The sequence below is a fragment of the Streptomyces sp. NPDC031479 genome (assembly GCF_055581065.1).
In genome coordinates this window covers 89,502-102,027 of sequence record NZ_JBVIKC010000001.1, presented here as the reverse complement: position 1 = coordinate 102,027, position 12,526 = coordinate 89,502, and the positions used below count along the sequence as shown (strand labels likewise).

The 12,526-nt window shown below is 70.7% G+C and carries 12 protein-coding genes and 1 pseudogene; 6 read left to right on the top strand and 7 right to left on the bottom strand.

Annotated features, from left to right (window positions below; all coding sequences use genetic code 11):
• Positions 1–28: 28 nt before the first annotated feature.
• Positions 29–568 carry an RNA 2'-phosphotransferase gene (locus ACZ5D2_RS00540; protein WP_468926169.1) on the bottom strand — a complete coding sequence of 180 codons (540 nt, stop codon included), beginning with the start codon at positions 566–568 and terminating at the stop codon, positions 29–31.
• Between the two features lie 133 nt (positions 569–701).
• Between ACZ5D2_RS00540 and ACZ5D2_RS00535 the strand changes: the two genes are divergently transcribed.
• Positions 702–1,505, top strand: a complete 804-nt coding sequence (locus ACZ5D2_RS00535) for an aquaporin (RefSeq protein ID WP_468926166.1) — start codon at positions 702–704, stop codon at positions 1,503–1,505.
• 104 nt (positions 1,506–1,609) lie between these two features.
• Here the strand turns inward: ACZ5D2_RS00535 and ACZ5D2_RS00530 are convergent, their stop codons facing one another.
• From ACZ5D2_RS00530 to ACZ5D2_RS00515, 4 genes and pseudogenes are all read right to left on the bottom strand, one after another.
• Positions 1,610–2,524, bottom strand: a complete 915-nt coding sequence (locus tag ACZ5D2_RS00530; protein WP_371677595.1) for a MerR family transcriptional regulator — start codon at positions 2,522–2,524, stop codon at positions 1,610–1,612.
• Between the two features lie 10 nt (positions 2,525–2,534).
• A pseudogene (locus ACZ5D2_RS00525) lies at positions 2,535–2,720 on the bottom strand (metal-dependent hydrolase); the annotation flags it as partial.
• 13 nt (positions 2,721–2,733) lie between these two features.
• A complete protein-coding gene (locus ACZ5D2_RS00520) occupies positions 2,734–4,506 on the bottom strand; it encodes an SDR family oxidoreductase (protein WP_371681212.1) in 1,773 nt (590 codons plus the stop codon).
• Positions 4,507–4,511: 5 nt separating this feature from the next.
• Entirely contained in the window at positions 4,512–5,381 is an 870-nt protein-coding gene (locus tag ACZ5D2_RS00515; protein ID WP_371677594.1) for a M24 family metallopeptidase, read from the bottom strand.
• Between the two features lie 254 nt (positions 5,382–5,635).
• Here ACZ5D2_RS00515 and ACZ5D2_RS00510 point away from each other — a divergent pair, with 254 nt between their 5' ends.
• The 5 genes from ACZ5D2_RS00510 (at position 5,636) to ACZ5D2_RS00490 (ending at position 9,898) form a co-directional block, all read left to right on the top strand.
• A complete protein-coding gene (locus tag ACZ5D2_RS00510) occupies positions 5,636–6,649 on the top strand; it encodes an ABC transporter ATP-binding protein (RefSeq protein ID WP_468926163.1) in 1,014 nt (337 codons plus the stop codon).
• A complete protein-coding gene (locus ACZ5D2_RS00505) occupies positions 6,639–7,526 on the top strand; it encodes an ABC transporter permease subunit (RefSeq protein WP_371677592.1) in 888 nt (295 codons plus the stop codon). The genes ACZ5D2_RS00510 and ACZ5D2_RS00505 overlap by 11 nt, the downstream gene beginning before the upstream one ends.
• Entirely contained in the window at positions 7,523–8,434 is a 912-nt protein-coding gene (locus ACZ5D2_RS00500) for an ABC transporter ATP-binding protein (RefSeq protein ID WP_356212177.1), read from the top strand. The genes ACZ5D2_RS00505 and ACZ5D2_RS00500 overlap by 4 nt, the downstream gene beginning before the upstream one ends.
• Positions 8,435–8,448: 14 nt before the next feature.
• The gene (locus ACZ5D2_RS00495; protein WP_468926160.1) at positions 8,449–9,168 is read left to right on the top strand and encodes an ABC transporter permease; all 720 of its coding nucleotides are present in this window, start codon (positions 8,449–8,451) and stop codon (positions 9,166–9,168) included.
• 82 nt (positions 9,169–9,250) lie between these two features.
• Complete coding sequence (locus ACZ5D2_RS00490) at positions 9,251–9,898, top strand: rhomboid-like protein (RefSeq protein ID WP_371677590.1); 648 nt, start codon at positions 9,251–9,253, stop codon at positions 9,896–9,898.
• Positions 9,899–10,097: 199 nt separating this feature from the next.
• Here ACZ5D2_RS00490 and ACZ5D2_RS00485 read toward each other — a convergent pair whose 3' ends face one another.
• Together ACZ5D2_RS00485 and serS are read right to left on the bottom strand one after the other, a co-directional pair.
• Entirely contained in the window at positions 10,098–10,910 is an 813-nt protein-coding gene (locus ACZ5D2_RS00485; protein ID WP_371677589.1) for an HAD family hydrolase, read from the bottom strand.
• On the bottom strand, positions 10,907–12,184 hold the full coding sequence (serS, locus tag ACZ5D2_RS00480) for a serine--tRNA ligase (RefSeq protein ID WP_371677588.1): 1,278 nt from the start codon (positions 12,182–12,184) through the stop codon (positions 10,907–10,909). Before serS ends, ACZ5D2_RS00485 begins: the two co-directional genes overlap by 4 nt.
• Between the last annotated feature and the right edge of the window lie 342 nt (positions 12,185–12,526).

Sequence of the window (12,526 nt, the reverse complement as noted above, 5' to 3'; positions counted from 1 at the left end):
CCGTTCGTCCGCTCCTACTTGTCCGGGCCTATCGGAAACGCAGGAATTCCGGAGGCACGGCGTCCGCCAGCCACACCCCGTTGGCGCTGATGCGGAACACGTGCCCGGCCGCGCGCATCGCGCCGGCGTCCACCGTCAGCACCACGGGCCGGCCCCGGCGCGCTCCCACGCGCGTCGCCGTCTCGCGGTCGGGTGACAGGTGCACGTGGTGGCGGGCCATGGGGCGCAGGCCTTCGGCGCGGATGGCGTCCAGGGCGGCGGCGACGGTGCCGTGGTAGAGGTGCGAGGGCGGTTCGGCCTCCGGCAGGCCGAGATCCACTGCCACCGTGTGCCCCTGGCTGGCCCTGATGCGGGTGCCGTCGACGGCGAAGCGCTGCTTGTCGTTGGAGGCGACCACGTGGTCGAGTTCGGCCCGGGTGAAGCGGAATCCGTGGGCCGCGGCGGCGCGCAGAAGATCGTCGATCTCCACCCATCCCTGGGTGTCGAGCACGAGTCCGATTCGATCCGGCTGATGCCGCAGGTGTTTCGAGACGTATTTGGACACCTTCACGGTGCGTCTGTCGTCCATGACCCCAGCTTGCCGGGTCGGGACGGGCATGAGCAGCGATTTTTGACCGCCCCGTTGAACGCGGACTCCCTCTATCGCGTTTCCAAGATACGGAATACATTTTCCGCTGAACCGCTGCCCACAGGGGGAAACTATGACAAATAAGGCTTCACTACTACGGCGCGCGACTGCTGAGCTCATCGGCACCGCGAGCCTGCTCGTGGTGGTGATCGGTTCCGGCATCCAGGCCGCGTCCCTCAGCCGCGACACGGGAGTGGCCCTCGTCGCCAACTCGCTCGCTTCCGCCATCGGCCTCGGGCTGATCATCACCCTCTTCGGGCCGCTGTCCGGAGCCCACCTCAACCCGGTCGTCACCCTGACCGCGTGGTGGGCCCGTCGCACCGGCGGCGAGGGGCTCGACGTCCGGGAGGCCCTCGCCTACGCCACCGCCCAGACCGCCGGGGCCATCGGCGGGGCCGTCCTCGCCGAGGTGATGTTCGGCCGCACCCCCGGGGAGTTCTCCACACGGGTCCGCGACGGCGGTCACCTGCTGATCGGGGAGATCGTCGCCACCGCCGGCCTGGTCCTGGTCATCCAGGGGCTCGGCCGCATCGGACGGTCCCGGCTGATCCCGTCCGCCGTCGCCGCGTACATCGCCGCCGCGATCTGGTTCACCTCCTCGGGGTCGTTCGCCAACCCCGCGGGCACCGTCGGCCGGGCCTTCAGCGACTCCTTCACCGGCATCGCCCCGCAGTCGCTGCCCGGCTTCGTCGCGGCCCAGCTGCTGGGCGGTTGCGTGGGCCTCGCCCTGGCCACCCTCCTCTACGGACGTGACCGCGGCACCCGGTCGGAGGAGCGGGTGCAAGCCGCCGGACCGACCGGACCGCTGGTTCCGGACGAAGAGAAACCGGTGGCCGATATCACCCGCACCGGACCCGCTTTCGAGGCCGTGGTCTGAGGATCAGGTCGGGTTCCCCACAGCCGAACGGGAGTTGTCCACAGCCGTTTCGGTGGGTTTCGGTGACAAGAGTGTGATTCGCCCTGTGGACTGCTGATCGAGCACTATCGGCCGCCCTTGCTGACCAGATCGTTCATGGTCCGTGCCTGGAGCTCGCGTTCCGTCGCGGCCCGGACGAACTCCGCCACGTGCGCGGACCCCACCAGCTCCTGCACCGCCCGCACCGTCTCGGCGGGCAGGGCCACCGGCGCCGGGCCCGAGGGCTGCGCCCCGCCGGCGGCCCCCAGGTGCCGCTGGAGGTGCCGGGTCGCGAAGAGCCGCATCGCCCGCGCCAGCTCGGCGTCCACCGTCTGCTGGGCCAGGGGCCGCAACCTGCGCACCATCGTCGCCGCCTCCGCCGCGTCCGCGTCGGTCGGCGGCACCTGGCCGAGGTAGCGGGCGAAGACGTGCTCGGTGGTGAACTCCAGGAAGCGCGAGGCGATGTGCTCCACCTGACCGCGCAGCTCGCGCAGGTGTCCGGTGATCGCCACCAACGGAACCCCGGCCGCGTACAGCTCGGCCGCGACCGCCAGCTCCTGCGGTGACGGCACCAGGAACTCGTCCGGGCGCCCCGCGATCCTCTCCAGCACCCCCAGCTCGCAGGCCTCGTCCACGGCGTCGTCGTCGGGCCGGCCCCCGAACCGCTCGTTGAGGTCGGCCCGGCTGATGCGGGCCGCCTCCTCGTCGGTCCACGGTCCGTGCACCTCGGCCACCAGGCCGAGTACGCCGCCCAGTCCGCGCCCCGCGTCCCAGGCCTCCAGCAACTCCTTGATGGAGGCCAGGGTGTAGCCCCGGTCCAGCAGGTCCGCGATCTGCCGCAGCCGCGCCAGATGCGTGTCCCGGTAGACGTTGGACCGGCCGCGGCGCTCCGGCTTCGGAAGCAGACCGCGGTCCTGGTACGCCCGGATCGTGCGTACCGTCGCTCCGCTGTGGTGGGCCAGATCCTCGATCCGGTACTCCGCTACCGCCTGATCGGACAATCCCGGCTCCCTACGACATGGCGGCTCGCCCGACCGCGCCCGCCGCGGTCCGGGCGGCAGGAGACGCCGCCAGGCACTCGACCGCCCTGCGCAGCGAGCCCTCCTGCGAGGGATGGTACGACCGCAGGAAGGAGCGGGGTATGGCCGTGCCCGGCTCTCTCCACACCGGCCCCCGTCCCCGGGTCACGGCCCGGCTCCGTCCGTCCCGCTCACAGCCGGGGCTCCACCCTCGCGATCCGCCGCAGCGCGCGCGGCGCGAAGCGGGACATCCACAGGGCGCCCTTGGACTCCGGGGTCACCGGTACCACCGCCTGGTTCTTCACCACGGCCAGCAGGATCGCGTCGGCGACCTTCTCCGGCGGGAAGTTGCGCAGCCCGTACAGCCGCGAGGAGCGTTCCTGGCGGCGCTTCTCCTCGGCCGCGTCCACCCCGGCGAACCGCGAGGTGGCGGTGATGTTGGTGTTGACGATCCCCGGGCAGATCGCCGAGACGCCGATCGACTTCCCGGCGAGCTCCGCGCGCAGGCACTCGCTCAGCATCAGCACCGCCGCCTTGGAGGTGCTGTAGGCGGGCAGGGTCCGGGAGGGCAGGTAGGCGGCGGCGGAGGCGGTGTTGACGATGTGGCCCCCCTGGTTGCGCTCGGCCATCTGCTTCCCGAAGATCCGGCAGCCGTGGATGACACCCCACAGGTTGACGTCGAGGACCTTTCTCCAGTCCTCGGAGGTGGTCTCCAGGAAGGAGCCCGACAGCCCGATACCGGCGTTGTTCACGAGGACGTCGACGATCCCGTACTCGGTGGCGACCTTCGCCGCGAGCTTCTCCATCGCCTGCTCGTCGCTGACGTCGACGCACTCTCCCCAGGCCTCGGCCGCACCGACCAGCCGGGCCATCCCGGCGGTGCGCGCCGCGCCCTCGGCGTCCCGGTCCACGGCCACGATCCGGGCCCCGGCCTCGGCGAACGCGAACGCGGTGGCCCGTCCGATGCCGCTGGCGGCGCCCGTGACCAGCACCAGCCGGCCGCCGAACCGGTCGGCGTAGCGGCCGGGGGCCTTCTGCTGCGGGGCCCGCGCGGCCGGTTCCTCCCGTGCGGTCACGAACTCGGAGATCCACGACGCCACCTGGTCCGGCCGGGTCCGCGGGATCCAGTGCTTGGCGGGCAGGGTCCGCCGCAGCAGGTCCGGGGCCCACAGCTCCGTGTCGTCGTAGAGCCGCTCGGAGAGGAACGCGTCCCCGGTCGGCACGATCAGCTGAACCGGTACGTGCGCGTAGGCGTCGGTGCGCGGCCGGCGCATCCGCGGCCGGACGTTGTCGCGGTAGAGCCAGGCCCCGTGTGCCGCGTCCTCGGGGAGCGAGGCGGTCGGGTAGGAGCTGTCCGGGAACTTCTCCGCCCGCTGGACGATCTTCGGCCAGCGCTTGCCGAGCGGTCCGCGCCAGGCCAGCTCCGGCAGCACCGGGGTGTGCAGCATGCCGACGTACCAGGACTTCACGCCCTGGTTCAGCAGCTGTGCGGCCCGCCGCGGGGTCGGCCGCGCCATCCGCTTCTTGATCCAGTGCCCGAAGTGGTCGAGGGAGGGGCCCGACATGGAGGTGAAGGAGGCGATCCGCCCTTCGGTGCGGGCGACCGTGGCGAACTCCCAGCCCTGTACGGACCCCCAGTCGTGGCCGACCAGGTGCACCGGGCGGTCCGGGCTGACCGCGTCCACCACGGCCAGGAAGTCGTCGGTCAGCTTCTCCAGGGTGAAGCCCCCGCGCAGCGGCACCGGCGCAGAGGAGCGCCCGTGGCCGCGTACGTCGTACAGGACCACGTGGAAGCGGGACGCGAGCCGCTCCGCGACCTCCGACCAGACCTCCTTGCTGTCCGGGTAGCCGTGCACCAGCACCACGGTCGGATGGTCCGTCTCCCCGAGCTCCGCGACGCACAGCTCGATGCCGCCGGTGCTCACCCAGCGCTCCCGGGCGCCCGCCAGTGCCCTACCGCTCATCCCGCTCATGCCGCCTTCTCCTCAGCCCAGCGCCGCACGTGCGGCAGGTCGTCGTCCAGCCAGAACGCGCTCTCCTCGGGGTCCCGGGAGTCGGTGACCACCAGGATCTCCTCGAACTTCGCCCCCGTCCCCCGGAAGCCCAGGTGCGGCTCCACCGCCCACAGGCCGGGTCGCGGCGGGTGGTCGGAGAAGCGGTACGGACTCCACAGCGGGGACCAGCCCTCGCGGTGCCCGTGCAGGGCGTCCGAGACCAGTCCCCTGAGGGACTGCGTACCGAACCCGAACGCGGTCGGGGACCAGCGCCGCTCCGCGACGCGGTCGATCTTGTGCGCGATGACGCCGAAGGGGTAGGCCCGGTGGCGGTTGGCGTACCCCTGGCGGGTCATCAGCCGCTCGACGTTCTCGTAGATCTCCCGGAGGGAGCGGCGTTCGCGCACCTGCTGCAGGATCAGCTCCCGGTGCGGGCGCAGGTCGGACATCAGCCGGTCCTGCAGGGGGTGCAGGCCGAGGCTGCCGGAGTACCCGATGTCGGCCGCGTATCCCCGGTACACGGGGGCCATGTCGAGGATGAACGGCATGCCCGGCTCCAGCTTGCGCCCCGTCGGGAAGAACTGGAGGGGGATCTTGAAGTTCGCGAAGGCGGTGCGGTCGCCGAACCAGGCGAAGGGCAGGTGGAACCAGTCCCGCACCCCGCGCTCGCGCAGCCAGTCGCGCTGCATCCGGGCCGCCTCGCGCTCGGTCACGCCGGGTCGGAGCTGGGCCGCCACGGTCTCGGCGCATGCGTAGGCGAGGCGCTGGACCTCTCTGAACCCGCGCAGTTCGGCGGAGAGCCCTGCCCGGTCGTGCGCGGTGCGTTGCTTGGTTTCCCCAGCCATGCCAGCCGTCCGTCCTGTAGGCGTGCGCGCCCGTAACCTGACACTGATGAATGTGACAATGACCGGAGATCACGTCAAGGCCCGTGCACGGACCTGTGGACAAACTTGTCCGGGCCATGCCTAAAGCTTCCGCGGGGCCCGTCGGCGGCCGGCCGTCATCAGACTTCGGTCAGGGCCCGTAGTCCTCAAGGCGGATACGTGATCCCGCTCCAGGTCTGACGATCCGGCCCGCCCGCGGCACTAACGTCGAACGCGTGACTGTCATCGCGACCGAAAGCCTGAGCAAGCGGTACCCCCGAGTGACCGCCCTCGACCGGCTCTCCCTGGACATCGGGCCCGGAGTGACCGGGCTCGTGGGCGCCAACGGAGCCGGCAAGTCCACGCTGATCAAGATCCTGCTCGGACTGTCCCCCGCCACCGAGGGCCGCGCCGCCGTGCTCGGACTCGACGTCGCCACGCATGGCAGCGCCATCCGTGAACGCGTCGGCTACATGCCCGAACACGACTGCCTGCCACCCGACGTCTCCGCCACGGAGTTCGTCGTCCACATGGCGCGCATGTCCGGGCTGTCGCCGACCGCGGCCCGCGAGCGCACCGCCGACACCCTGCGCCACGTCGGGCTGTACGAGGAGCGCTACCGCCCCATCGGCGGCTACTCCACCGGCATGAAGCAGCGGGTCAAACTGGCCCAGGCACTCGTCCACGACCCGCAGCTGGTCCTCCTCGACGAGCCGACCAACGGCCTGGACCCGGTCGGCCGCGACGAGATGCTCGGCCTGATCCGCCGTATCCACACCGACTTCGGCATCTCCGTCCTGGTGACCTCCCACCTCCTCGGCGAGCTGGAGCGGACCTGCGACCACGTGGTCGTCGTCGACGGCGGCAAGCTGCTGCGCTCCAGCTCCACCAGCGACTTCACCCAGACCACCACCACCCTGGCCGTCGAGGTCACCGACTCCGACGCGCACCCGGACGGCACCGCCGCCGTGCGTGCGGCGCTCACCGCGGCGGGCATCGTCCTGCACGCGGGCGAGGAGCAGGGCCTGCCGGGTGCCGGCCACATCCTCCTGGTCGAGGCCACCGGCGAGGATACGTACGACACCGTCCGCGACACCGTCGCCGACCTCGGGCTCGGCCTGGTCCGCATGGAGCAGCGCCGCCACCACATCGCCGAGGTCTTCCGCGATGGCGACCGGGCCGCACAGGCCGCCCCGCCCGTTCCGCAGTTCCAGACCCAGCAGAAGGGAGCCGGTTCCGATGGCGCCTGACACCTCGACCCAGATCCACAACATCGGCTACCGGTCCTACGACGGCCCCCGCCTCGGACGCGCCTACGCCCGCACCTCCCTCTTCTCGCAGTCCCTCCGGGGCGCGTACGGACTCGGCCGCTCCGCCAAGTCCAAGGTGCTGCCGATGATCCTCTTCGCGGTGATGTGCGTCCCCGCGCTGATCATCGTCGCGGTGGCGATCGCCGTCCCCGGCTCCACCGACCTGCCGATCAAGTACACGACGTACGCCCTGACCACCCAGGTGATCATCGGCCTCTACCTCGCGTCCCAGGCACCCCAGTCCGTCTCCCGGGACCTGCGCTTCAAGACCGTGCCGCTGTACTTCTCGCGGCCGATCGAGCGGGTCGACTACGTCGTGGCCAAGTACGCGGCCATGGCCTCGGCCCTCTTCATCCTCACCGCCACCCCACTGCTGATCATGTGGATCGGCTCGTTGCTGGCGAAGTTCGACTTCGCCGACCAGACCAAGGGATTCGGGCAGGGACTGGTGTCCGTACTGCTGCTGTCGCTGCTCTTCGCGGGACTCGGCCTGGTCATGGCCGCGCTCACCCCGCGCCGCGGGTTCGGCGTCGCCGCCGTCATCGGCCTGCTCCTGATCCCCTACGGCGCCGTCACGGCGGTGCAGGGCGTCGCCTACAACACCGGCCACACCGCGGCCATCGACTGGATGGGCCTGTTCTCCCCCATCACCCTGATCGACGGCGTGCAGACCGCCTTCCTCGGCGCGACCTCCGCCTTCCCCGGTGGCGAGGGCCCCTCCGCCGGCGTCGGCGTCGTCTACCTGCTCGTCGCCCTCGGCCTCATCGTCGGCTCGTACGCCGCCCTGATGGCCCGTTACCGGAAGGCCGGGCTGTGACCATCATCGACATCGACCACACCTCCCGCTGGTTCGGGAACGTCGTCGCCGTCAACGACGTGACCATGCGCATCGGTCCCGGCGTCACCGGCCTGCTGGGCCCCAACGGCGCCGGGAAGTCCACCCTCATCAACATGATGGGCGGCTTCCTCGCCCCCTCCACGGGCACCGTGACCCTCGACGGCGCGCCGATCTGGCGCAACGAGCAGGTCTACAAGCAGATCGGCGTCGTCCCCGAGCGCGAGGCGATGTACGACTTCCTCACCGGCCGGGAGTTCGTCGTCGCCAACGCCGAGCTCCACGGGCTCGACGACGCGGACGCCCAGCGGGCGCTCGCCACCGTCGAGATGGAGTACGCGCAGGACCGCAAGATCTCCACGTACTCCAAGGGCATGCGGCAGCGCGTGAAGATGGCCTCCGCGCTCGTCCACGATCCCTCGGTCCTGCTCCTCGACGAGCCCTTCAACGGCATGGACCCGCGCCAGCGCATGCAGCTCATGGACCTGCTGCGGCGCATGGGCGACGAGGGCCGCACCGTGCTGTTCTCCTCCCACATCCTGGAGGAGGTCGAGCAGCTCGCCTCCCACATCGAGGTGGTGGTCGCCGGCCGGCACGCGGCCTCCGGCGACTTCCGCAAGATCCGCCGTCTGATGACGGACCGCCCCCACCGCTACCTCATCCGCTCCTCCGACGACCGGGCCCTCGCCGCGGCCCTGATCGCCGACCCGTCCACGGCCGGCATCGAGGTCGACCTGAAGGAAGGCGCCCTGCGCGTCCAGGCCGTCGACTTCGGGCGCTTCACCGAGCTGCTGCCGCAGGTCGCCCGCGCGCACGGCATCCGGCTGCTGACGGTCTCGCCCTCCGACGAGTCCCTCGAGTCGGTCTTCTCCTACCTCGTCGCGGCCTGAAGGAGCTGGCACCCATGTACAACCCCACCGTCGCCCGGCTCACCTACCGGGCCCTGCTCGGCCGCCGCCGCGCGCTGATCCTCTTCGCGCTGCCCGCCCTGCTGATCGTCATCTCCGTCGCCGTCCGTGCCTTCACCGGCGTGGACGACAAGGTGGCGGCCGACCTGCTCGGCGGCTTCGCCCTCGCGACGATGGTCCCGCTGATCGGCGTCATCGCCGGCACCGGAGCCATCGGCCCCGAGATCGACGACGGATCGATCGTCTACCTGCTCTCCAAGCCGGTGAAGCGCCCGACGATCATCCTGACCAAGCTGACCGTCGCGATCGCCGTCACGATGGCCTTCTCCGCCATCCCGACCCTGATCGCGGGCTTCATCCTCAACGGCAACGGCCAGCAGATCGCCGTGGCCTACACGGTCGCGGCGCTCGTCGCCTCGATCGCCTACAGCGCCCTGTTCCTGCTGCTGGGCACGGTCAGCCGGCACGCGGTCGTCTTCGGCCTGGTCTACGCCCTGATCTGGGAATCCCTCTTCGGCAGCCTGGTCTCCGGGGCCAAGACCCTCAGCGTCCAGCAGTGGTCCCTCGCCCTGGCCGAGAAGGTCGCCGGACAGGGGTACGTGGACGCGAGCGTCGGCCTGTCCACCGCCGTGATCCTGCTGATCGTGGTCACCGTCGGCGCCACCGCCTACGCGGGCCAGAAGCTGCGTCGCCTCACCCTCGCCGGCGAGGAGTAGGGCCCCCGCACCACCGCGCAACCGGTGCCCCGCCCGGCCCACCGGCCGGGCGGGGCACCGGCGTACACGGCATCATCGGTGCATGATCGAGCACACCGAGCCCGAGCCGTCCAGGCCCCTGCGGTCCTGGATACGCGCCTCGCCCGGAACCCACATCTGGCTGCTCATCATCGCCGTCACCAGTGTCATCGTCGTGATCGCGCCCGACCGGGTCGAGCACGTCCTGCTCCACCGCAACAGCAGCAACATCCACGAGCTGGTCAAGCACCCGATACGGGCCCTGATCAGCAGTGCCTTCTGGATCGAGGACCCGGCCTCCCTCGCCCTGTACGCCGTGCTCTTCGAGCTCTTCCACGCCACCGTCGAGCGCTGGCTCGGCACCCTGCGCTGGCTCGTGATCGTCGCGACCGCCCACGTCGTCGCCACCCTCGCCACCCAGAAGTTCCTCCTGATGGCCATCCAGGACAACCGTGCGCCGCACAGCATGACCCACGTCGTCGACATCGGCGTCAGCTACGGCATCGCGGCCTCCGTCGGCGTTCTGACCTACCGGCTCCCGGGCCCCTGGAGATGGCTGTACCTCGCCGGCGCCGTGGCCTTCTTCGGCCTCCCGCTGCTCACCGGCGGTACCTTCACCGATCTCGGCCACGCCATCTCGCTCGCCGTCGGGCTGCTCGCCTGGCCGCTGACCCTGCACCCGGACCCCCACCCGGCAGCCGCCGCCCCCTGACCCCCGGCCTGTGTTTCACGTGAAACATCGCCTCCGGCCTTCGTGCCGCAGGGAAATTCGCTGGTACGGGTCCTGCGCCCCCGGCAGAGTGAGGGGTGCGGGGAGCAACAAAAGGTCCGGGGCAGCCACTTCGAGCGCGCCTCGCGGCGCGGGCTGTCCCGGACCTCTCGTACCTCTACGCGTCGCGCTACGCGTCGCGCTACGCGGCGCCCAGCAGGCGCTCCAGCACCACCGCGATGCCGTCCTCCTGGTTGGAGGTGGTGACCTCGTCGGCCACGGCCTTCAGCTCCGCGTGGGCATTGGCCATCGCGACGCCGTGCGCGGCCCAGCCGAACATCGGGATGTCGTTGGGCATGTCGCCGAAGGCGATCGTCTCGGCGGCCTTCACGCCCAGCCGGCGGGCGGCGAGCGAGAGGCCCGTGGCCTTGCTCAGGCCCAGCGGCAGGATCTCCACTATCCCCGGACCGGCCATCACGATGTCGACCAGGTTGCCCACGGTCGCCCGAGCCACCTTGACGAGTTCGTCCTCGCCCATTCCCGGGTGCTGGATGTACAGCTTGTTCAGCGGTGCCGTCCAGACGGCCGCGGTGTCCTCCAGGTACTGCGCGGGGAGGCCCTCCTGCACCTGGTAGCCGGGGCCGAACAGCACCTCGCCGTCCACCCCGTCCCGGCTGGCGGCCAGGGCCAGCGGACCCACCTCGGCCTCTATCTTCGACAGCGCCAGCCCTGCCAGCTGCCGGTCCAGCGTCACCGAGGTCAGCAGCCGGTGCGCCCCGGCGTCGTAGACCTGAGCGCCCTGCCCGCAGACGGCGATCCCCTTGTAGCCGAGGTCGTCCAGCACGTGCCGGGTCCAGGGCACGGCCCGGCCGGTGACGACGATGTGCGCCGCGCCCGCCGCGGTGGCCGCGGCGAGCGCTTCACGGGTGCGTTCCGAGACGCTGTCGTCGTCACGCAGCAGCGTGCCGTCGAGGTCCGTCGCGACGAGCTTGTAGGGGAACGGGGCCGGGCTCACTTGGCGATCGGCTCCAGCACCTCGCGGCCGCCCAGGTACGGACGGAGCACCGGGGGGACCCGCACCGAGCCGTCGGCCTGCTGGTGGTTCTCCAGGATGGCGACGATGGTGCGCGGGACGGCGCACAGGGTGCCGTTCAGCGTGGACAGGGGCGCGGTCTTCTTGCCCTCGCGGTAGCGGATCGACAGGCGGCGGGCCTGGAAGCCGTCACAGTTCGAGGCGGAGGTCAGCTCGCGGTACTTGCCCTGGGTCGGGATCCAGGCCTCGCAGTCGAACTTGCGGGAGGCGGACGAGCCCAGGTCGCCGGTGGCGACGTCGATCACCTGGAAGGGCAGCTCCAGGCTGGTCAGCCACTGCTTCTCCCAGTCGAGGAGGCGCTGGTGCTCGGCCTCGGCCTCCTCCGGCGCGACGTACGAGAACATCTCGACCTTGTCGAACTGGTGGACGCGGAAGATGCCGCGGGTGTCCTTGCCGTACGTACCCGCCTCGCGGCGGAAGCACGGCGAGAAGCCGGCGTACCGCAGGGGCAGCTTGTCGGCGTCGATGATCTCGTCCATGTGGTACGCCGCGAGCGGGACCTCGGAGGTGCCGACCAGGTAGTAGTCGTCCTTCTCCAGGTGGTAGACGTTCTCCGCGGCCTGGCCGAGGAAGCCGGTGCCCTCCATGGCGCGCGGGCGGACCAGAGCGGGGGTGAGCATCGGGATGAAGCCGGCCTCGGTGGCCTGCGCGATCGCGGCGTTGACCAGGGCCAGCTCCAGCAGGGCGCCGACACCGGTGAGGTAGTAGAAGCGCGAACCCGACACCTTGGCGCCGCGCTCGACGTCGATGGCGCCCAGGGACTCGCCCAGCTCCAGGTGGTCCTTGGCCTCGAAGCCCTCGGCGGCGAAGTCGCGGATCGTGCCGTGCGTCTCCAGGACGGTGAAGTCCTCCTCGCCGCCGACCGGGACGTCACTGTGGACGATGTTGCCGAGCCGGAGCAGGAGGCTCTTGGCAGCCTCGTCAGCCTCGTTCTGCTCGGCCTCGGCGGCCCTGACGTCCTGCTTGAGCTGCTCGGCCTTGGTCAGCAGCTCGGCCCGCTCCTCCGGAGAGGCCTTGGGGATGAGCTTGCCGAGGGACTTCTGCTCGTTGCGCAGCTCGTCGAAGCGCATGCCGGAGGACCTGCGGCGCTCATCGGCGGAGAGCAGTGCGTCGACGAGCTCGACGTCCTCTCCACGGGCGCGCTGCGAGGCGCGGACACGGTCAGGGTCTTCACGGAGCAGCCGAAGGTCAATCACCCCTCCAGGCTACCGGGCTGGGCTTCCGGGGATCACATCGATATCACGCTGCGTGTCGCTATGTCCCAATTGGTGCGAATGTAAAACCCTCGCCCGGCGGCCGGATCCGGCCGCCGCGGGCCGGTCGATAAAACCGGTCCCATTCCCCGAAAAGGGGCACAACGGCGGGCGGTGGCCGGGGTCTGAGCAGCCGCGCGGAGGCCTCCTTGTCCACAGGAATTCCCCCTGGAGCCGTCTTATCCACAGGCTGTGCGCCGGTTCTGTGGACACGGAATTAGATCAATAGGGATCGGCGAGCGGTCGGGGCCGATCAGGGTTCAAACCGCCCTCACACACTCATTC

What these genes read in the sequence shown, in the direction of transcription:
- ACZ5D2_RS00520 (WP_371681212.1), bottom strand. Translation starts at nt 4,506, where the DNA reads ATGAGCGGTAGGGCACTGGCGGGCGCCCGGGAGCGCTGGGTGAGCACC.
- ACZ5D2_RS00505 (WP_371677592.1), top strand. Translation starts at nt 6,639, where the DNA reads ATGGCGCCTGACACCTCGACCCAGATCCACAACATCGGCTACCGGTCC.
- ACZ5D2_RS00490 (WP_371677590.1), top strand. Translation starts at nt 9,251, where the DNA reads ATGATCGAGCACACCGAGCCCGAGCCGTCCAGGCCCCTGCGGTCCTGG.
- ACZ5D2_RS00515 (WP_371677594.1), bottom strand. Translation starts at nt 5,381, where the DNA reads ATGGCTGGGGAAACCAAGCAACGCACCGCGCACGACCGGGCAGGGCTC.
- ACZ5D2_RS00495 (WP_468926160.1), top strand. Translation starts at nt 8,449, where the DNA reads ATGTACAACCCCACCGTCGCCCGGCTCACCTACCGGGCCCTGCTCGGC.
- ACZ5D2_RS00535 (WP_468926166.1), top strand. Translation starts at nt 702, where the DNA reads ATGACAAATAAGGCTTCACTACTACGGCGCGCGACTGCTGAGCTCATC.
- ACZ5D2_RS00540 (WP_468926169.1), bottom strand. Translation starts at nt 568, where the DNA reads ATGGACGACAGACGCACCGTGAAGGTGTCCAAATACGTCTCGAAACAC.